At 56.4% G+C, this 20564-nt stretch carries 18 protein-coding genes; 6 read left to right on the forward strand and 12 right to left on the reverse strand.

The window, feature by feature from the left end; genetic code table 11:
• Nucleotides 1-72: 72 nt before the first annotated feature.
• Nucleotides 73-546, reverse strand: coding sequence for a macro domain-containing protein (locus tag Fuma_RS05290; protein ID WP_077023222.1), 474 nt, complete (start codon nucleotides 544-546; stop codon nucleotides 73-75).
• Between the two features lie 107 nt (nucleotides 547-653).
• Here Fuma_RS05290 and Fuma_RS05295 point away from each other — a divergent pair, with 107 nt between their 5' ends.
• Nucleotides 654-1031, forward strand: a complete 378-nt coding sequence (locus Fuma_RS05295) for a DUF3127 domain-containing protein (protein ID WP_077023223.1) — start codon at nucleotides 654-656, stop codon at nucleotides 1029-1031.
• Between the two features lie 224 nt (nucleotides 1032-1255).
• The gene (locus Fuma_RS05300) at nucleotides 1256-3100 is read left to right on the forward strand and encodes an alkaline phosphatase D family protein (RefSeq protein WP_077023224.1); all 1845 of its coding nucleotides are present in this window, start codon (nucleotides 1256-1258) and stop codon (nucleotides 3098-3100) included.
• 54 nt (nucleotides 3101-3154) lie between these two features.
• On the opposite strand, the gene Fuma_RS05305 is transcribed toward Fuma_RS05300, so the two are convergent.
• Entirely contained in the window at nucleotides 3155-3589 is a 435-nt protein-coding gene (locus tag Fuma_RS05305; RefSeq protein ID WP_077028121.1) for an NINE protein, read from the reverse strand.
• Nucleotides 3590-4034: 445 nt separating this feature from the next.
• Here Fuma_RS05305 and Fuma_RS05310 point away from each other — a divergent pair, with 445 nt between their 5' ends.
• Nucleotides 4035-4487 (forward strand): DUF4112 domain-containing protein, encoded by a 453-nt coding sequence (locus tag Fuma_RS05310; RefSeq protein ID WP_083732542.1) that lies wholly within the window; start codon nucleotides 4035-4037, stop codon nucleotides 4485-4487.
• Nucleotides 4488-4517: 30 nt separating this feature from the next.
• Here the strand turns inward: Fuma_RS05310 and Fuma_RS05315 are convergent, their stop codons facing one another.
• From Fuma_RS05315 to Fuma_RS05335, 4 genes are all read right to left on the reverse strand, one after another.
• A complete protein-coding gene (locus Fuma_RS05315; protein WP_077023225.1) occupies nucleotides 4518-5477 on the reverse strand; it encodes a sigma-70 family RNA polymerase sigma factor in 960 nt (319 codons plus the stop codon).
• 190 nt (nucleotides 5478-5667) lie between these two features.
• Entirely contained in the window at nucleotides 5668-7272 is a 1605-nt protein-coding gene (locus tag Fuma_RS05320) for a Do family serine endopeptidase (protein ID WP_077023226.1), read from the reverse strand.
• A gap of 472 nt (nucleotides 7273-7744) precedes the next feature.
• Nucleotides 7745-9109: a sigma-54-dependent transcriptional regulator gene (locus tag Fuma_RS05325; RefSeq protein ID WP_229360847.1), complete on the reverse strand. Its 1365-nt coding sequence runs from the start codon at nucleotides 9107-9109 to the stop codon at nucleotides 7745-7747.
• Between the two features lie 491 nt (nucleotides 9110-9600).
• Complete coding sequence (locus Fuma_RS05335; RefSeq protein WP_077023229.1) at nucleotides 9601-11592, reverse strand: sigma-54 interaction domain-containing protein; 1992 nt, start codon at nucleotides 11590-11592, stop codon at nucleotides 9601-9603.
• 546 nt (nucleotides 11593-12138) lie between these two features.
• Between Fuma_RS05335 and Fuma_RS05345 the strand changes: the two genes are divergently transcribed.
• Both Fuma_RS05345 and Fuma_RS05350 read left to right on the forward strand, forming a co-directional pair.
• Nucleotides 12139-12984 carry a sigma-70 family RNA polymerase sigma factor gene (locus tag Fuma_RS05345; RefSeq protein ID WP_077023231.1) on the forward strand — a complete coding sequence of 282 codons (846 nt, stop codon included), beginning with the start codon at nucleotides 12139-12141 and terminating at the stop codon, nucleotides 12982-12984.
• Nucleotides 12985-12990: 6 nt separating this feature from the next.
• Complete coding sequence (locus Fuma_RS05350; protein WP_077023232.1) at nucleotides 12991-13764, forward strand: SDR family NAD(P)-dependent oxidoreductase; 774 nt, start codon at nucleotides 12991-12993, stop codon at nucleotides 13762-13764.
• Between the two features lie 400 nt (nucleotides 13765-14164).
• Here the strand turns inward: Fuma_RS05350 and Fuma_RS05355 are convergent, their stop codons facing one another.
• Together Fuma_RS05355 and Fuma_RS05360 are read right to left on the reverse strand one after the other, a co-directional pair.
• On the reverse strand, nucleotides 14165-14764 hold the full coding sequence (locus Fuma_RS05355; protein ID WP_077023233.1) for a 5-formyltetrahydrofolate cyclo-ligase: 600 nt from the start codon (nucleotides 14762-14764) through the stop codon (nucleotides 14165-14167).
• 130 nt (nucleotides 14765-14894) lie between these two features.
• Nucleotides 14895-15839: an endonuclease/exonuclease/phosphatase family protein gene (locus Fuma_RS05360; protein WP_158520857.1), complete on the reverse strand. Its 945-nt coding sequence runs from the start codon at nucleotides 15837-15839 to the stop codon at nucleotides 14895-14897.
• Nucleotides 15840-16143: 304 nt separating this feature from the next.
• On the opposite strand from Fuma_RS05360, the gene Fuma_RS05365 reads away from it, so the two are divergent.
• Complete coding sequence (locus Fuma_RS05365; RefSeq protein WP_077023235.1) at nucleotides 16144-17712, forward strand: N,N-dimethylformamidase beta subunit family domain-containing protein; 1569 nt, start codon at nucleotides 16144-16146, stop codon at nucleotides 17710-17712.
• Nucleotides 17713-17940: 228 nt separating this feature from the next.
• On the opposite strand, the gene Fuma_RS05370 is transcribed toward Fuma_RS05365, so the two are convergent.
• From Fuma_RS05370 to Fuma_RS05390, 4 genes are all read right to left on the reverse strand, one after another.
• Nucleotides 17941-18150: a CDGSH iron-sulfur domain-containing protein gene (locus tag Fuma_RS05370; RefSeq protein WP_077023236.1), complete on the reverse strand. Its 210-nt coding sequence runs from the start codon at nucleotides 18148-18150 to the stop codon at nucleotides 17941-17943.
• A 496-nt stretch (nucleotides 18151-18646) separates the two neighbouring features.
• Nucleotides 18647-19093 (reverse strand): hypothetical protein, encoded by a 447-nt coding sequence (locus tag Fuma_RS05380; protein ID WP_077023238.1) that lies wholly within the window; start codon nucleotides 19091-19093, stop codon nucleotides 18647-18649.
• Between the two features lie 12 nt (nucleotides 19094-19105).
• A complete protein-coding gene (locus Fuma_RS05385; RefSeq protein WP_077023239.1) occupies nucleotides 19106-19528 on the reverse strand; it encodes a hypothetical protein in 423 nt (140 codons plus the stop codon).
• Between the two features lie 3 nt (nucleotides 19529-19531).
• A complete protein-coding gene (locus Fuma_RS05390; RefSeq protein WP_229360849.1) occupies nucleotides 19532-20545 on the reverse strand; it encodes an NAD-dependent epimerase/dehydratase family protein in 1014 nt (337 codons plus the stop codon).
• Nucleotides 20546-20564 lie beyond the last annotated feature (19 nt).

Genomic DNA, 20564 nt, shown 5'->3' on the forward strand with positions numbered 1-20564 from the left:
GTTTAGCGTGATGACAGGAGGCCGCCAATTTTCGCTGGTGCACGCTGACAACACTGAGCTTGTCAGCGTGTTTTAGTTGTTCGTATTTCGAAAACGGACGATTCGCACCTGACCGGCAAAACTGCATTCGGCGAGTTCTGACTGCATCATCGTCAGCACTTTGTCTTCCGAACCCCCACCGGTGCCGGCTCCGATCAGCGGGAACGCGATGGATTGAAAATTGTGCTGTGTTGCAAGGGCCAGAGCGTTGCGGACGGAATCTCGAATCGATCGTTCAGAGGCCCGCCACCACATGCTAATTCCGGCCACGTGGATAATGCCCTGGAACGGAAGTTTGCCGGCACCGGTGAGAACTGCGCCGCCGAGCGGAATGGGGCCAGCTTTCCTAAGTTCACGGAATGGAGCGTAGCCGCCGCGTTTTTTGATCGCTCCGGACACCCCCTGAGGCAGCAGAAGCCACCACGGGATAATGTTGCGGTTCCACGCATTCACAATCACGTCCACGTTCTGGTTGAGCAGGTCGCCGTCAACTACTTCAACGTCCATATTTCCTCCGCGCTCAACTTGTGAATCAATCCGTCGGGCCTTACCATCACGCATAACACCGCAAGATCCGCTTTTAAACAACTACGAGAACACGAAGCAGCACAAAAATGAGCGACGGTAAGGCAGAAGGCAAAGTTCACTTTATTGATGAGACCAAAACGTACGGCCAAAAGGGGTTTCGCAAACGACAGGTGGTTCTGGAACAGGAAAACGGCCGGTTCACCAACTACCTGCCGATCGACTTTATTCAGGATGCCTGCGACGATGTTGACCAGCTTTCCGAAGGTGCCGAAGTTGAAATCAGCTTTCGGCTAAGTGGACGGAAATGGCAGCGCGACCCCAGCAGCGAAGTGAAATATTTTCTTAGTGCCGAAGCCACCGGTTTCAAAATTCTGGGCGGCGCCGACAGTTCTGCAGCACCAGCGGCTGACGAGGATGTTCCGTACGGAGAAACATTCGAATCCGACGAAGATCCTCCGTTTTAGAGCAGCTTCCCTTTTGTTGTGGACGGTTGGGGCTCTTGGGAATCAGACTTCATCGTTCGAAACAATTGTTCCGCGGCCACACGTTAGCGAGATTCGCTGCAGCACGCCCCGAAGAAGAATAGAGCTATCGAATAAGAAGCCCGGTCTGTGACAATGCCGGGCTTCTTTGCTGCTGAGCGTGTGAATGTCGTCAAGTTTTCCCGTAGCCACCAGGACTGATTCGCATGAAGCCTGTTCGATCGCAAATTGTGGTGAGTCTGATTTGTCTACTTGTGAGCTCAACAGCGTTTGCCGATCGAGATCCGATTCGGCTAACTCACGGCCCCATGCTGGGCCAGCCGACCGCTCATTCCATGGCCGTCTGGGGGCGAACGTCTGACGCCGACGAATTCATTGTGCGTTACGGCACGGATTCCGAAAAGCTGAATCAAACGAGCGATGCAGCGACTACAAAGATCGATCACGACAACACGGGCGTCGCTGTTCTGAAAGATCTGAAGTCCGACACGAAATACTTCTACCAGATTTGGGTCAACGAACGACCACATGGACTGCCCGGCAGCTTTCGCACTCTGCCGTCCGCCGCCGACACTCGTAACGCCGAACATAACCCGGAAGGCTTGTTCAACTTTCGCTTTCAGATTGGTTCTTGCGCGAACCAAAACCCGCTGCACGGTGGTGGTCATCAGGCGACAACGTACGAACACCTGAATCGAGACTGGGCTGATCGCGTTCATTTTCACATCATGAATGGCGACTGGCTGTACGAAGAACTTCGCGAATATCCGCCGGAAGCGTGGCGGCTGGTTCAGGGGCTTTCGCAGTTTCCGATGACGGTACAGGTCATGCCCACGATCGTTGGTGTGTGGGAAAACTACAAGCTGTACCTGAGCCGCGGCGTTGAGTTGGCGAAGTGGCATCGGCACGTGCCCAGCTTTTTCACCTTCGACGATCATGAACTGGTAAACGACATCTGGGGCTCGTCCGAAGCCGGAAAGCGACACCGTCGCACCGTCTTTCGCGACATTGGAACTCGCGCATGGATGGATTACCTGGGTTGGGCCAATCCGATGGCTCATAATCATCCGATTCATTATGGAAAAGGCCAGATGAAGGCTGGCAGCGATCTGCTGGTCGACACGTCCACCGACTTCACCAGGCTACCACTGCAGGAAATGCTGAACCTGCACGTTCACTGGGGCACGCCGGAAGCCGGTGCCAACGACATGCGTTACGACAACGACGACGGCAACAAGAATTCTTACGTCTACGACATTGTCGAGGTCGTAGACGCTCATACGCTAAAGCTGCACATGCCAGCTAAAGTCGATGATGCAGACCTTAGCTATTCAATCGGTCGCCGCAGTTACGGCAGTTTCAAAGTTTCCAACTGCGAATTCTTTCTGGTCGACACGCGTGGTGATCGCGACATGCACGACGTGCGTCGACGAGACAAGGCCGGCGTTTCGATGCTGGGCAAACCTCAGCGAGAATGGTTGCTGAAGTCGATGAAGGAAAGCGACGCCGACTTCTTTTTTGTGATCTCCAGCGTCCCGTTTATGATCCCTCACAGCGGCGCCGGCGGATTCGAATCGGATGCGGCCAATAAAGAAGAGGCGTGGACCGGTTTCTTCGCGGAACGTGAGATGCTCATCAACGAATGGGACAAGCTGGGGAAGAAGGTCTTCGTGATGACGGGCGACCTGCACAACAGCTTCGCCGTTAAGGTGACGGACGACGTTTGGGAGTTCTGCTGCGGTCCTCACAACAGCGTCAACCACGTTCCCAAACTGGATGAAAGCGACCGGCCGGCGACGGGCAAGTTCAAGTTCGGACCACGAGAGTGCGATATCCGCTGGAGCAGCTACATCATCCCGGACCTGCCTCGGTTAGAGCGTCTGTATCCGCACTTTTGCGTCGTCCAGATCAATAACGTCTTCAACATGCCGAAGAAACTGGGTGATAAACGATGGGTTGCGTACCCTCACCCGCAAGTCATCTTCCAGTACTTTGACGGCCGCACGGGTGAACTGGCCTATGCTGAAACGATCGCCGTCGACCATGAGTAGCGGAAGCAAGTCGTGACGGGAGCACGCAAACTTACTTCCGTTGGCTGTCCACATTTACGCCATCACCATGTTGTCGTGCTGATGGTAGGATAGGTGCTGGTTTTCTTCATTGACCTGTTCGTTAAGTGTCCACAGGTCGTACAACCAGCCGACTAGGAAGAGTCCACCAGTTGCCAACCAGATCAGGCCGCTGATCCACTTGCCCAGATACAGGCGGTGGATTCCAAACACGCCCACGAAGGTCAGCAGAAGCCACGCGATTGTGTAATCATATTCGCCCGATGCGTAGCGGCGTTCTGCCTGTGCATGCATGGACGGCATCAGCACGAGGTCAATAATCCAGCCCACACCAAGCAAGCCCAGCGTGAAGAACCAGATAGTACCCGAAATCTGCTTGCCGTAGTAAAAGCGGTGAGCTCCCATAAATCCGAAGATCCAGCACAGGTACCCAACTACCAGGCTGTGAGTGTTGTTTTGATATGTCGACATGGTCATTCCCTTCGAAGTTGTTTTATTGGTTTGGCAGCGGACTCGACACCTTCTGTGAAGGAGGATGCGTGCTGCCTGCCGTCTCTTAGTGCAACGCGTGTGCCAGACTCGGAAATGCACGGGAAAGTATGGTCACACGTGTGAAATGTATATGGCCTCTCAGGAGCCTCAACCTCTGTGGAAGTACGCCTGCGCTGCGACCGGCTGAGGTCGGACGACCGTGAAGGGGTAACACTGGCATCGCTTTCACGCTCCATAAAATCTGACATTCACCGCAACGGTCGGCCAACAACCGCACCGACTGCTGAACGACCTTTGCCGCGTGGTTATCGCTGCCGCCTGCGAAAAACTTTGGTGGGAGTACCCGCGTGCGTTCGATCGTGAATGGCACGGCATTCGCAACTTGAGGCGGGGCAACCTCAAGCCAATTCAACGGAATATCATTATGAACGCCACCGTCCTGCCATCCGCTACTCATGAACCGACAGCACGTCCGACGACAGACGACGACGCCAGCATCCACCGGCGACTACGGCGAGTCAATCGGCTTGGTGACTGGCTCGACACGGCGATTCGCGTTCCCGGCACCAACTACAACATTGGCTGGGACACAATTATCGGTCTGGCTCCGGGAATCGGCGACTTCGTGACGGCGGCGATGTCCGCGTGGATCATCAACGAAGCTCGACACCTTGGCGTTTCAAAATTCACGTTGGCTCGCATGATCGCAAACACCGGATTGGACGCCGTTATCGGAGCCGTTCCGGTGGCTGGCGACCTGTTCGACGCAGCGTTCAAAGCGAATGTGAAGAATCTGAAACTGTTGCGGAAGTCATTGCACAAACGCGGTTTAATTACTGAGGAAGAAGCGGCCTCTGTCCGCGTTGTCGGCCAGTGACCGACAACGCAGGATCACCCTGACAGTGCGTTACGCTCCCATCGCAACGCTCTGCCCGTCGACGGCCATCATTGAATCGATGGCCTTCTTCTCAATCTGCCGAACTCGTTCTTTCGACACGCCAAGGTATTCGCCCACCTCTTTCAGCGTCTTCGGCTGATCGTGGCTTCCGATACCAAACCGCATCGCAATCACAGATCGTGAACGATGGTCGAGTGCGTCCAGCATTTCCGCAATCCGTTCCCGAGCCACACGCACACGCATCTGTTCTTCTGTCTCGCTTTCCAGGCTGCCTTCAACAGAGTCAAAAATGATTCCGTCTGTTGGAGTAAACCTTACAGCTTCGCGATGCTGCCTTCCGGCGAGTCGTTGCAGCGAATTTACGATGGCCCATGTTGCGTAAGTTGAGAAGCGGAATCCGCGTCCGTAGTCGAATCCTCGGATCGCTCGCAACAACGCAGCGTTGCCTTCGCTGATATAGTCCCACACCGATTCCGATCGCAGATGCAATCGGTGAGCGATCGGAATGACCAAGCGAAGATTGTGCTCCGCAATCAAATTGCGATCGGCATCTCCCTGTTCCAGGTCTGCCACGATCTTTCGAAGAGCCTTGAGTGAAGGTCGGGAAGTATTGATTTCCTTCAGACCTTCCGCGGCTCGCCAGCGGACGAAGTTCATCCGGCGGAAGTAGAACACTTCCTGCTCGTGCGTCAGAAGCGGTAATTGTGCCGATTCGCCGAAGTAGCGAGACAGGTCCTGCCCACCAGACGCACGCCCCTTCCGGCTGTTCGTGGGAAGATCGTCCGGAATTGTCATGATCTTCTTCGCAGCGTTGCGAGCTTTGAATTCGTCATTCCACAGATGAGTAGGGGCGTTCTCTGTCAGCCATTCCACGATCTCACGCCGTTCCGGCACGGGCATCCCAGTATAAATCTCAGGATAATGCGCTGCCTGATTCAGGCTTTCATTCTCATTGATGAGGGCAATCATGATGTGTCCTTTTGCTTCTGAAATGGTTTATGCCGCGATTCTCTTGTTGTGATTAGCGACGCTCCTGCGATTTGCCTTCTCAAAGGTCTAATAGGTTTGAACAAAGAAAACCCAACCAGCCGCCGAACGAGGATGCAAAGTTGGAGGTCGAACTTTGCGTCTTACGGCTGGTTGGGATATTGATAAGGGTTTAGTTCTTAACGACGATAAAGCGCGAACTTCCGCCCGCTTTTACCAACATTAGAACGCCGTCCTTCAGCGATTTGTCTTCCATCGCTTTACGAAAGTCATCGACGGTCGCAACTGTCGATTTGCCGACCCTGGTGATCACCATCGATTCCTGTAGTCCAGCTTTGGCAGCCGGACTGTCGGGCTTAACGGCAGTGATCACGACACCGGATTCGCCGGCGATGTTCAGCTGTTCCGCGACATCATCTGTCAGTCCAGCGACCTCCAGGCCAACGTCGTTGAATCGAGAACTCGTTCCATCTGTCACTCCATTTGACCCTGAATTAGATGCCAACAGGTTGTCTGGCATCGTGGCCACGTTGACTTTCAAAGCCACTTCCTTGCCGTCGCGAATAACGACGATGTCGTGGGGCTTATCCATCGCGGCTCGTTCAACGGCCGCCTGCAAATGTCGCGGCTGGCTGATGTCCAGACCGTCAAATCGAATTACGACGTCACCCGCCTGCAAACCAGCTTTCGCCGCCGGAGTGCCTTCGCGGACTTCGGTCACGACCGCACCTTTGACGGATTCCAGTCCGAACGTTTCGGAAAGAACGCTGGTCACCGGCTGAATACCGACACCAAGGAACGCTCGCTGCACGGTGCCATTGCTGACCAGTTGATCGCCGACCCAGCGGGCTAGGTTAATCGGAACAGCGAAGCCGACACCCTGATAGCCGCCACTCGTGGTAGATATCGCGGTGTTGATGCCGATGACTTCTCCATCCAGGTTCACCAACGGTCCACCGCTGTTTCCGGGGTTAATCGCTGCGTCCGTCTGAATGAAGTCTTCCCGGTCAGTGATCCCGATGCCTCGCGACTTTGCACTCACAATTCCGGCCGTCACTGTTTCTTTCAGACCGAAGGGAGCACCAGCGGCCAAAACCCAGTCTCCGACCAACATTTCGTCACTGTCGCCAATTTTGGCAGAGGGCAGATCGCCTTCCGCCTTAATTCGAACAATGGCAATGTCTGTCATGGGATCAGTTTTCCATTCCGCCGCTTCAAATTCGCGACCGTCGTGAAGTTTGACAATCAGTTTTCCCGCACCGTCCACCACATGATTGTTAGTCAAAATGATGCCGCTGCTGTCTACGATGACGCCCGAGCCCGCGCCCGCCTTACCGCGTGGCCGAGGGTTTCTTAAACTTCCTTCCGGAATTCCCTCGAAAAATCGCTTGAAGAACGGGTTGTTTCGAAGTTCCTCAGGAATCTGCTGCTCGCCCGCTTCACCACGACTCGCCGGAACTTCTCCGGGCAGCGACTGGATTGTCACGACTGACGGCATCACCGCCGTGGCCGCATCGCGAAACGCTCGCGATAATGAATTGGCGTGCCGCTTGGATGCGGTATCCACTTCGGCCAAAGCCACTGGTTGAACGTTGTGTGGGTTGCTGTCGCCCGTATTCCATCCGATGGCGGACGGCATTCCACTGGTGGAAGTCGTCAGCCCCGTTGCTTGAGATTCAGACGGGACGCCGCCAAGAAACATCGCTCCGGTCGCGACCGCCGTTACAATGACTCCCAGCCCCAGCCAGCCCGTTTTTGCCTTTCTCGTACACTTCATTGCTCATTCTCCTTATAGACTGAGTCCGGCAGTTCGCCGGAAAAAACTATGATTGGGAAGGATTCACCCGAGAATCCTTTTTCCAGTGCATAACTCACAATGCGAACAGCGTGCCATTCCCGTCTCCTAGGCGCAAGTCCTTTATTCAATTGACTTTGCGTGTACATCTGCGGGGCCCCGCAGGTTGGGGCGGATCGCCCCACGCAGCGGAGCGGTGAGCAAAGGGACGCCAGAATGGCGGTACCACAGCGGCATCAGCGGCCACACAGCGGGTTTCACGAGGAAAACCGGGGATTCCGAGACGCATTTCCTCAACGGGGCAAAATGCCCCGGATCACTCGGCTCGGGCGTTAACGCGCGGCACGCCCTGCTCTACAGCGAGTCGTGTTGACTTGCGCTCGCGGAACTGGCGTCTCGGAAGATGGGGTGATTCACACGAGCCAGAGCCGTTCAAAATAAAAAGTAGACTGCTCTAGCTGTCGTCTGAGACGGCTTCAGGCTTGTGAAGGTTGTAGCGTTCCAGCAGCCGGTACAGCTTGCGGCGGTGAATGCCCAACGCCCGAGCAGCTCGTGCTTTGTTGCCTTCTTCACGTTCCAGGATTTCGACGATATGAGCTTTCTCGATATCATCCAGACGCAGCGTGTCCGGTGAACTCTGGGGCACGTTGTCGACGGAATTGTCCATGATTTCCGCTGGCAGATCGTCCAGCGTTACCGTGTTGTTGTCCGCCAGAACAGTCGCGCGGTCCAGGGTGTTCATCAGCTGCCGAACGTTGCCCGGCCACTGAAAATTCACCAGTACAGCCCGAGCGTCGTCTTCGATCTTCCAGCCATCGCCCAACAGGTGATCAATCAGCCGATCCACGTCCCGCCCGCGTTCGCACAAACGCGGCAGTTTCAAAGACATCACGTTAATTCGATAGTACAGGTCTTCGCGAAACTGGCCGCTGCGGACATCATGAGCCAGGTCGCGATTCGTCGCCGCGATAATTCGAACATCAACGCGACGTTCTTTGTGTGACCCGACGCGACGGAACGAACCGTCCTCCAGAACTCGCAGCAACTTCGGCTGCAACGTCAGCGGCAATTCACCCAGCTCGTCAATAAACAACGTGCCGCCGTCGGCGACTTCAAACAGGCCGGGTGTGTCCGTTGTCGCGCCTGTGAACGAACCTCGCTGATGACCAAACAGCTCGCTCTCCACCAGATTTTCCGGCAGTGCGGCGCAGTTGATTGTGACGAACGGTTTGTCAGGACGGGAACTCTGTTGCTGAATTGCTCGAGCGACCAGTTCCTTTCCCGTGCCGCTCTCGCCTTGAATCAGGACCGCCTTGTCGGTCGGAGCGACTCGTTCAATCAGCCGAAAGACTTCTTTCATCTGCGGCGATTCGCCCACCATTCGGGAAGACGGTTGTTGCCGCTTAATCACAGCCTTCAGTTGACGATTCTCTTTCTGCAACTGACCTCGGTCCCACGCCAGACGGCAGCGTTGTTCAAGATCCGCCAGTGGAAACGGCTTCGTCAGGTAGTCACACGCGCCCATCTTCATCGCCTGCACGGCGGAATCGATTGTGCCCTGGCCTGTGAGAATGATAATTTCGGTCTCAACGTTGTCCGCTTTGACTCGTTGCAGCAGCTCAATCCCCGAAATCCCCGGCATGTTCATGTCGACGACTGCGACGTCAAAATGCTGTCGGTCGAATAATGCGAACGCTTCCTGAGCATTGGCCGCTTCAGCGACGACGTGGCCTTTGCGAGTCATCCACCGCGCGGTTGTTTCACGAAAATCGTCCTCGTCTTCGACCAGTAGCAGTTTGATGGGGACGGATTCGTTCACAATCGTATTTGCCTCACTTGTTCGCTTTTATTTCCTGAGCCCGTCTGCTTCGAAAACGCAGCCGACACCGCGCAGGCACGGTTTATGTCACACTTGCATTCCGCATGCCAATGTCGCCACCGCCGCGCGAGCGATTACGGAACCGACTCGACCTTTCCTTCGGTATGGCATCCTGTTTATTGCTTTACGTAGACAATGCCCGTGGTCTGCTTGGAATGTGGGAATCCGATTCGTCTATTAATCACTCGAAGACACGATTGCCCGCGATTCTCAACAGACCGAAACGATGGACGGGATCGTGCACATTTACACAAAATGACCCACTACGCGTGCGGATTCGCACGGCCGGTTTCGAACTGTGTGCAACGGGGCTCTTTGCAAACGATATGTCCTGTTTCGCAGGCGCAGCCTGGGTGGCTGACGTATACCTCATCGAACGTGATGCAGCCGTGGAAAATCCGTTGCTTCGTTGAGCGAAGTGTCTGCCGGCATCAGTCGGTGACCTCCGACATTTCGAGCTGTTTCATCTTCCTGTACAGGTTTGAACGGTGCAGACCGAGCAGCTTGGCGGCGTCGGTCATGTTGTTGTTGACCTGCTTGATACTGCGGCGGATAAAATCCTTCTGGAACTCGCGGGTCGCTGTGTCCAGGCCCAGATCCAAAGACAGCTGCTGACTGCCTTCTTCTTCCGGGCTTAGAATAAACGCCAGGTCGTCCGCATCGATGCGATCGTTGGCTGCTAAAAAGGCGACTCGTTCCATTAAGTTGCGAAGTTCTCGCACATTGCCGGGCCATGCGTGGGCTTGAAGCCGCCGCCGCGCGTCGGCGGTAAACTGCATGGATGGTCGACGAGCCTGGGCTGCGAAGCGAGCCAAAAAGTGTTCGGCCAGAAGCAGGATATCCTCGGGGCGATCGCGCAGCGGTGGCAAGTCCAAAGTGACGACGCTTAGCCGATAGTAAAGGTCTTCGCGGAACCGCTTTTCACGAACGGCTTCCGTCAGGTTGGAATTCGTTGCCGCGACGATTCGCACATTGACGGGAATGCTGTCTGAGCCGCCGACTTTCGTGATCACCTTCTGTTCCAGCACGCGTAGCAGCTTGGCTTGTCCGCCAAGACTCATGTCGCCAATTTCGTCCAGAAACAGCGTGCCGCCGTCCGCCAATTCGAACTTGCCCTGCCGTGTATCTCGAGCATCCGTGAAGGCTCCCTGTTCATGGCCGAACAGTTCGCTTTCCAGCAGGCTTTCCGCAATCGCCGCGCAGTTGACGGCCACAAACGGACTGTTGGCTCGGGCACCATCGAAGTGAATGGCATTCGCGACAACTTCCTTACCTGTCCCGCTTTCGCCCAGGACAAGGACGGGCAAATCAGTGGAGGCCAGGCGGCGAACGGTGTCGCGCAACGCACTGATTGACGCACTGGTGCCGACAATTTCGACCTGGCTGGTCACCTGTTCGGCCAGCTGATTGCGGCTGCGATTCAGTAAACTGCGTTCGCGCAGATTGCGTACGGCGACGGCGGCCTGAGTTCCCAGTTGCTGCAGGCATTCGACGTCGTCCTCCGTGAACGGCTGTCGGTCGTTGCGATTGATGCCTTCAAACGCACCGACGACGTCTCCGTCTGCGTCGCGAAGAGGAACACAGATGAGGTTGCGAGTTCTGTAGCCGCTGCGCTGGTCGACTTCCTGGTTGAATCGAGGATCTTCATACGCTTCGTCGACGACGATTGCCTGGCCGGTCCGCAAGGTTTCACCAACGATCCCTTCACCGGCGGGCAGACGCAACGCTCCGTTTTTTACGCCCAGGGCGGGGCGAGCTTCGACCTCTTTCCGCTCTTTATCCCACAGGAAAATGCTGCTGCGGTCACAGTCCAGCAGACGAGTCGCTTCTTTCGCGATCAAATCCAGCAGCGGAGCCGTTTCTTCGGCGGCCGACAGGCGTGACGCAATGTCCAGCGTCGACTTCAGGCGATCGACATGCTGCCGCGATTCTCGTTTCTGTGCCGCCAGTTCCAGGCCAATACTCAGCGATCGAGACGCCAAAACCGCGGATGGCAGAAGCTGGTCGTCGGGATTCCGAGTCAGGCCGACCATCAGGTCGCCAACCGAACGTCCCCGCGTCGTAGTATTGCGGTCCAACGGAACGGCAAACGCCGTCCAGCCGCCATCCAGTTCTATTTGCCCGGCGGACTCGCGTTCCTGAGATTCGTCCCAGAACTGTGTTGGCAGTTTGGGTAAGGAATGGCGTCCGTGAGCACCCACCGTTTCCCATGTGGGGCCCGGAATTCGTTTGACGACGGCCAGCCATTGCACGGCCAGTTCCGTGGCCAGTTCGGGCGCTTCGCTGGACAGGAATTCAGCCACCGATTCGGATTGCAGTGCGTGAGCCATTTGGCGTCCGCACAGTTGGATCAGCGTCCCGCAGTTTAGGCTACTGGCTGACGCCAGACTTTCTTCCGGTCGAATCCATTGCGTTCCAGCCAAGTCGGTCTCTCCTGGTCGTCAACTTCGTAGTGGAATGCGTCAGAACTCCCAGCCAAACAGGCCTGAAGGAATTCTGGCGACATCTCGTCCCTCCGATGTGTTCCATCGGCGTGCAACCGCCACACATCGCGCCATCGACATGACAATGCGGAAGGTTAAGAACGTGCTCTGAAATGTCAATCAGAAACTTCGCGGCTTTGGGCGACTCAATGTGATCTCATCTTCGGCAGTTGCTGCCGTCGAACTGATCGGTATAGCTTCGCAAACACGCGACAGCACCAATTATGACGTCTGGCCCGGTTACAGAAGGGCGGAATCGCGATTCGAGGGCTACGGCGAAATTTGCCGGTGTTGAGTCATCGCTGTGCAAAACCGTGTCGATAGAGCCAGTACAAACACCCATTGGGCCAACAGAAACGTCCGAGTCATCAGGCGAGCCGGCTTTTGCTGCGTCAGCAAACTTCGGCGATCACGCACTCTCAGAGTCTGAAGTCCGGCAATTGGTTGTTTACACATAAATGCTCACGGGAAGATTGTGGGGACTCCATGGCACAGACCACTACCAGCCGTTCACGTTCCGGTTCGCGCGTTCAGACGCCGCTGGAAACCTACCTTCGGGAAATCAATGAAACGGCGCTGCTGACGGCCGACGAAGAAAAGTCGCTCTCCCGCGCCATCACGGCTGGCGATGCGCAGGCTCGCGATCGCATGGTGCGAGCCAACCTGCGACTGGTTGTGAACATCGCTCGCGGCTATTCCAACAAAGGTCTGCCGCTGCAGGACCTGATCGAAGAAGGAAACCTCGGGCTGCTGCGAGCCGTCGAGGGCTTCGATCCGGACATGAACACGCGGTTCAGCACTTACGCGAGTTACTGGATCAAGCAGTCGATCAAGCGTGCATTGGTCAACACCGCAAAGACCATTCGCGTCCCTGCGTACATGGTCGAGTTGCTTTCAAAGTGGCGACGTGCGTCTGCCAAACTTCAGGAAGAACTAAAGCGAACACCAACGCCGGAAGACGTGGCTCGCGAGCTGGAAATTCCGAAGAAGAAGCTGCGAATCGTGAAGAAGGCGATCGCACTCTACAACGCGGCTCCGCAGTCTGAACAGGACGAAAGCGGAATGACGCTTGGCGACATCATTCCAGACGATCGCACGGCTGGTCCGGAAGATGAACTCATCAACCGCGACAACCTGAAACATGTCTTCCGCCTGCTGGACGAAATGGATTCTCGCGAATCGACGATTCTGCGAATGAGATTCGGGCTGGACGACAGCGAGCCTCGAACACTGAAGGAAATTGGCGAATCGCTGGGGCTGACTCGTGAACGAGTTCGTCAAATCGAAGGCGAAGCGTTGAAGAAAATGTACCGCAACCTCAACGGCGAATAAGCGTTTATGAATGATTCGTCAGATCTCCGCAGGCCGCTCGATGATGCCCCCAATGGCCAGCGGCCAGTCGCCGTTGTCACCGGTGCGGCAAAGAGGATTGGGCGGCATGTCGCTCTGGACCTTGCGAAGTCGCTGCAGCTGGACATCGTTATTCACTACGGTCGTTCTGCAGACGCGGCCAACGAAGTGGCGAACGAAGTTGAGGCCATGGATCGCCGGTGTGTGACGGTGTCTGCCGACCTTGCCGATCCCGAAGTCGCCTCGAAGACTGTCTTCGAGGCCGCTGGCGAACTCGGCCCGGCCACCGTCCTGATTAACTGTGCGGCAATTTTCGAAGAGTGCGAATTGCCGGATGTCGACATTGAGCACTGTCAGCGGCACATCGCAATCAACACGCTGGCTCCGGTTTTCCTGAGTCAGGCGTTCCAACGTCAATTGCCAGATGGCCAGGCTGGGCACATCATCAACCTGCTGGATTGGCGAGCCACCAAACCGCCCGCAACGCATTTGGTTTACACGGCTTCCAAGGCGGCGCTGGCAAGCCTCACAAAAACGATGGCTCAACAGTTAGCCCCCGCGATCCAGGTGAACGGCATCGCGCCCGGTGCAATCCTGCCGCCTCCTGGCAAAGAGGACTGGCACGACAAGCGAGTTAAGGAAACGGTTCACTTACAGCGGCCGGGTGGCCCGCAGGATATCTGCGATGCGGCCGTTTACCTGCTGAAGTCGAGCTTCGTTACGGGCGAAATTCTGCACGTGGCCGGCGGCGAACAGATGTAAGACGGCGCCTCCCTGACGGAACAGCCTGCTGGTTTTCGCGAAGTGGACTTCGCCGGGATGTGAATTCAATACCAGAGGCAATTCGATCACTGAAGCCTGCACCTCTCGCCAGCGAAGCTGAGGGGGAGGTCGGACGAGCGAAGCAACGTTCGGGAGGGGGCGGTGCGACCGGACGAGCCTGGGAACAGAATACGCCTCCCACTTGCGATCAGCCCTCCCCCGAACTTGCTGCGCTCGTTCGACCCCTCCCGCAACAAATTGCGGGAGGGGTGTTTGTGTCAGGAATTTTGTCCACATCCCCAGAAGCCTTTGCGAGCCGTCGTTCTTCTCCGTGATGCCGCAGGGAATTCTGGCACATCTCACCAAAGTAGCATGTTTGGCTTTGGGCTGCAGCGATGCACTACGCGCGGCCGCGGCCTTCGTAGACGCCGTTTTCTGTGATCACTTTGTCCATGAAGACATCGTGTTCGGCTACCGGAATTTCTTCGAACAGCTGGCACTCAAACGCCAACGCGATCAACGGCGAATCGGCTCGAGTGAACTGCAGCAACTTGTCGTAGTACCCTATACCGTGGCCCATGCGAGCTCCTCGCACGTCGAACGCGACGCCCGGCACCGTCACTAAGTCCAGCTCTTCGACGGCGACGCGTTTACTCAAATTGTTGCGTAGAGATTTCGCCGGTTCAGGGATCTGGTACCTCCCAATCTCCAGCTCGTCCATGCTTTCGAGTTCGAACAGCGACAATTCGCCGTCGTCTTTGCACCAGGGAACGACCACTCGCTTGCCGTATTCCAGAGCGGTCGGCAAGTCGAAACGCGTGCGCACTTCGCTGCGAGCGTCCACGTAAAACATGACCGTTTCCGCCGTCGCGTATTCCGGCAGCGACATGAATGCTCCGACAATGCGGCGGCTGAGTTCATCTTTGTCGGCCTGATTAGTGCGATTGGCGTGAGCCTGTTTGCGAATGGCGTTTTTGCGCGCCTGAACATCATTGTCCATCTGTCTTGGTCCCGTTTTGATTGGGCGTGTCACAGAAGGAGCTTTCTGTGGGCAAGCGTTCTACCAGTGGTTCGGCACCGCTTCAATCATTTGATCGGCGGCTATGAAAGAAGGCACCTTTTAGGCGTTGCTAAAACTTCCACCCGGTTGTCACTATGCGATGATCGGAACCCATGTCGCTGCCAACCTGATAGTCCACTCGTGTCAAATCTGGCGTCGCCAGAACGTGGTCGAGTACCAGCCCGAACGGAAACAGCGGAAATCGGTACCAGGTGGGTGTCAACTCCCGGCCACGCGATGGTGCCAGTCCTGCCCGCTCTGCGAAGTCCGCAAACACGGGCGACCACGGCGTCAGGTTCAAGTCGCCCATGACGACCACGGGCACGTCCGGTTCTGCCTTCCTGAATTCCTGAACACGGTCCGCCAGCATTCGAAGATGTCTGTTGCGATGAGCGAACCCGCCCGCGCCAACCGGCGGTCGTGTGTGAGTTGCAATGATGACCAGTTCGCTGTCCTGAAGGTTCACTCGGGCGATGACGGACGCGATCCGGGCATCGTTGAAGTAGTCGATTTCTGCGGACTGAAACGGCACTCGCGAATACAGCCCGATTCCGAAGTTGCCACCGTTCTGAGGCGACTCACGAGAATACGGATACTGTTCTGCAAATCTGCCCTGAAGGTGATCTCGCAACGGCGTGCTCAATTCCAAAACGGCGACGACATCGGCGTTCGATGCGAGTAACTGTGCTTCGATTTCGTCATAGCGGCGATTCGCTGTGAGTACATTCGCCGTGGCGAACGTCATTTGTGGCGGTCCGGTCGGCGTTTCGTCTGGAAACAGCACAACAGCAAACCACGGGGCGTGAAATATCAACAACATGATCTGCACGCTGAACAGCCGCCAGCTCTTCGTGACCACACTTCCGCAGGCAACGGCCAATAGACCAATGACCCACTGCACTCGCAGGTTGGCACAGATGTCGGTAAGCCAGTGGTGTCTTGCGGCAAGTGTTGCCAGGGATACAATCGCAAGAGCGACCGTGGCGACGCTTAGCAGCGTACTTAGTCTTCGCATCAACACTCGTACAAACTCGCTCGAAGCTGGACTGTTAAGGGATTCGTGCTGAAGTATCTCGTCCGGATTCATTTTCGATTGACTGCTTCGATAGCTTAGCAAGCCGATGGCGTTACCGTGTGGTTTCTACGCGTAGGTTTGCAATGTATGCTTCGTCTCGCCATAACGATGCGTCAGCCTTCAGACTCTTGAAGTGGTTTGTCGTTCCCCAGCCGTTTCGGCGTCGGTTTTGACGTGCTTGATTCGGCCGAAGTGCTACAACAACGCAACTCAGCCCTCCCCAACTTTCCTCCAGGCTCCCTCCATGACCAGCCATTCTTCCGACTCCCCGCGAAAAGTCGACCGTCGCCACGTACTAAAAACCACGGCTGCCGCTGCAGTCGCGGGAAACCTGGCGCACGTTAACGCCGCTGATGAGAATCACTCCGGCGCGTCGGGCGATAAATCGAAAGCCAATCTAATCGTCGCGGAAAACCAACGTCCGGGCACCACCGACTGGCAACTGACTCGCGTTCGCGTGAATGAGGGCAACTACCGAACGTCGCTGATCGAAGGCTATTGTTCGCACCAGTCCGTCAAAGCGGGCGACACGCTGCAGATTTTCGTCAGTACCAAACCGGCGAGGAAGTTTACGCTCGACGTCTATCGCATGGGCTATTACGACGGCAAAGGCGGTTGCCACAAAGCCACATTCGGGCCGCTGGAAGGCAAGACGCAGCCTACGCCCGAAATCGGTCCGATGCCCGGCCGCTTGCGAGAATGTCAATGGAATGCGTCGGTTGAGATTCCAATTCCGGACGACTGGGTCAGCGGCGTGTACCTCGGCAAGCTAACCACGATCCCCGATACAGAACACGAACCGTACTGGCAAAGTTACGTCATCTTTATCGTGCGAGACAACCGGAAGGCGGATTGCCTGTTTCAATGCAGCGACAACACATGGCACGCTTACAACCGCTGGCCGGTGAACGAATCGCTGTACACTCACCCGGACGGCAGCCATGCGCCGGGAGTTGCGGTGAGTTTCGATCGTCCCTACGGCAAGTACAATCAGATTTTCGATCACCCACTGTCGATCGGATCGGGCGAGTTTCTGCTGTGGGAGTTTCCGCTTAGCTTCTGGCTGGAACAAAACGGCTACGACGTCACCTACGGATCGAATCTCGATACGTGCGACGCCAGCTTCGTGAAACGCTGTCGCACATTCATCAGCGTGGGGCACGACGAATACTGGGATCAGCGGCAGTACAGAGCCATTGAATCGGCGATGAATGAAGGGGTGAATCTGCTTTGGCTGTGCGGCAATTCCATCTTTGTGGATTCCCCGTTTTCGCCATCGTCGGATGGTCGCCCCAACCGCATTATCACTCGCAAAGGTTGCTACGGCGACCTGCGCGTGGATGAGCTGGAATCGTACGAAGCGATGTTCGCCGGATTGAAGGCGACCGGTCCGGACGAACGCCGCATTATGGGCGTCCGCAGCGTAGTGCCCTTTAACGGCGGCGGCGATTGGACGTGCTCGAAGCCGGACCACTGGCTGTTTGAAGGTACCGGCATGAAGCGCGGCGACAGCATTCCGGGTCTCGTCGGCTGGGAACATCACGGCGAACCAGACCCGGACCGAGCGGACATGACTGTCGTGGCGGAAGGCCCGATCTGGTCGGGCGGAACTCGCGAAGGCCGCTACGAATCGGTTGTTTTCAGCGGGCCCAAAGACAACGTCATCTTTAACGCGTCGACGATTTTCTGGGCTCAGGGCCTTTCGTCACCGCCCGGCCACATTATTCCGTGGTCACACTTCAGCCGCCCTCACGGCCCCGATGCTCGAGTGCAGCAGATCACGAAGAACCTGCTGGCGAGGGCGTTGAAGTAGTAGCGTTGACGTTAGGCGAGCGGCCAGTACTTTTGTCCCACGTAGCAGCGTCTCTCTGAGACGCTGAATCGAGTCTCGGAGAGACTCGCCTACGTGTTCGCGGTACATTCTCATTAGCCGCTCGCCTTACAGCTAATCTCGTTGACTTGTGGCTGCAGCACACGCGTTTCAGACTGAGAAAGCTGCCTCCCACGTGCCCGCAACGTCGACAACTAAAGAGAAACTGCTCTAGCCGTCAGCTCGTTCGGCCGATTCGAAGCCGCAGCGGTTGTGAGTTCCGTCGCAGAAGGGACGCCTTTCTGACTGGCCGCAGCGGCAGAGGGCGACGGTTTCTTTGCCGCCGACGTCGAATTGTTTTCCGTCCGCGTCTTCGATGGTGATCGGACCAGTAACGAGGAATGGCCCGTTGTCTCGCACGACGACTTTGACATCTGACATGTGTATGGCTTTCTGGAGTTTCGGTTGGTGTGAGGGAACGCCGGGAGTTTCTTAGATTGGCTCGTTCAACGCAACCTGGCCGCGTCTGCGAGTTTGCTTTGCAGCGATCGCTGGCGGCGCCGGCTGAAGAACCAGAAGGCGGCGTAGGTTGCGAAAATCATAACAAGCGTGAGTAAGTATGAGACACCCAGTAACACACGCTGATTGTCCGAGAAGAACCAGAGTTGCTCGTCGATAACAGAGCCGTTTCCCGGAAACCCTTCAGAGAGACTATTGATACGGTCTGCGACGCCTGCGTGAATCCCAGATGGCGCAGGGGAACCGAATCCAACTGTCCACCCGTCCGAAGCGGAGAGAAGACTAACGTGCCCCCCCGCGAACGGAGCGAGTGCATACAGCATTACGACTTGCGACGCACCCCAAACGATCACCGTCACCACAGCCAGGACGCGTAGTGTCAGCAAAGCAAAGAATCGCAGCAGTCGTCGCATCAATTTCACCGTTCAACCAATGCGGCCGCGTCGGCGAGTTTGCTTTGCAGCGATCGCTGGCGGCGCCGGCTGAAGAACCAGAAGGCGGCGTAGGTTGCGAAGAGGAGGAACAGGGTCATGGGATAACCGATTCCGAAAGCGGCGCGAGCGAAGCCACTTGCCGGATTGACGCGGGAAAACAACCAAAAGTGGTCACCGAGAAGATTCCCTTGGCCGCCAAAGGCTTCGCGTAGAGTGGGAACGTCCTTATGAATACCAAACGGAAGAAGTGTATAGCCGTCAAGAAGACTGAAAGCCCAGCCATCGGACAACGCGTCAACACGAAATCCAACTCCGCCAGCGGGAACGCAAATGCTCATCCACTTCACCTGCGACGCGCCCCACGCGATCACCGTGACCACAGCCAGGACGCGTAGTGTCAGCAACGCAAAAAATTGCAGCAGTCGTCGCATCAATTTCACCGCTCAATGTAACTTGGCCGCATCGGCAAGTTTGCTTTGCAGCGATCGCTGGCGGCGACGGCTGAAGTACCAGAAGGCGGCGTAGGTTGCGACGAGGAGAAGCAGTGTAAATGGGTACGAGAACGCCACGGCAGACTGCAGAGGGCCTGAAACAAACCCCGCGTGTCTGGGGATCAACGTGTTTTCGGATATCAACTGAATAGCGCCGGGCCTATCGGCCTCTATGCCAGCAGCCAATCCTAGCCCCCAGTCATAATAGAGCCCCGCAAACCAGCCATCTGAGAAGCAGCCCAATTGAAGGGCGGCACTACCAAACGGCACCATCGCATACATCGTGCTGACCTGTGATGCCCCCCACGCAATCACCGTCACAACCGCCAGCACACGCAGCGTCTGCAATGCGAAGAACTTCAGCAGCCGGCGCATTGGCTACGTCTCCTGCTGCGACTGAAACCACTCGACCGTTTGCACCATCGCGTCGCAGAAATCGGTCGACGGGTGGTAGCCGAGTTGCAGGTTGGCTTTTTCGATGTCGAAGTCCAGGTTGCGGCCCAGAAACTTGATGCGAGCACTGTTCAACAGCGGTGCTTCTTTGCGGCGAAGCAGCTTCCAGAGCGTTTCCATGTGCCATGACAGAAACTGAGCGATGTGCAGCGGCACGACTTTTTTGGGAATCGGAAGCTCGGCGGCTTCGCAGATCGTGTCCATAAATTCCTTCTTACTGACGGCTCGCGGATCGCGGATATTGAAAACTTCGCCCACCACATCGTCGCGTTCAATAGCCAGCCAGATCGCTTCGCACAGATTGCCAACGAAGGTGTTGTTCATCAGCTTGTCATGATTGCCCAGGTAGGCGAACTTTTTTGTGCGAAGTTTCTCCATCAATCGAGGCATCACGGTGCGGTCGCGCGGTCCGTAGATGAAGCCGGGGCGCAGCACGACGGCGGGCAAGTGTTGGTCCGCAGTGTAGTCTCGCACGAGTTGCTCAGATTCGATTTTTGTCAGTGTGTACCCATCGATGCCTTCGGTGTTCGGCAACATGGTTTCGTCGGTGCCGTAATGATCGCCGCCGGGGTAAACACCCATCGAACTGATCTGCACCCATCGTCGCAGCGAACCGACCGTCAACGCCACGTCCAGCAGGGCTCGAGTTCCTTCGACATTGATTCTGCGGTATTCCCTGGTCGGCCCCCAGTCGCCGACTTTCGCCGCGCAATGCACAATGACGGAAACGTTACGGCACGCGACCTTTAGTGATTCGGGGTTGTCCAGATCGCCCTCGACAATTTCCACGCCCCACTGCTGCAGCAGTGCCGTGTCAGACGAGCGACGGCAAAGGGCTCGTACCCTTAACCCGCGAGCCGCCGCCTGTTCGGCCATGTGGCTACCGACAAGCCCCGTGGCTCCGGTGATGAGAATAATGTCGGAATCCGTTAATTGCACTTTTTGTCCATGATGTCTG

Source organism: Fuerstiella marisgermanici (genome assembly GCF_001983935.1).
GTDB lineage: Bacteria > Planctomycetota > Planctomycetia > Planctomycetales > Planctomycetaceae > Fuerstiella > Fuerstiella marisgermanici.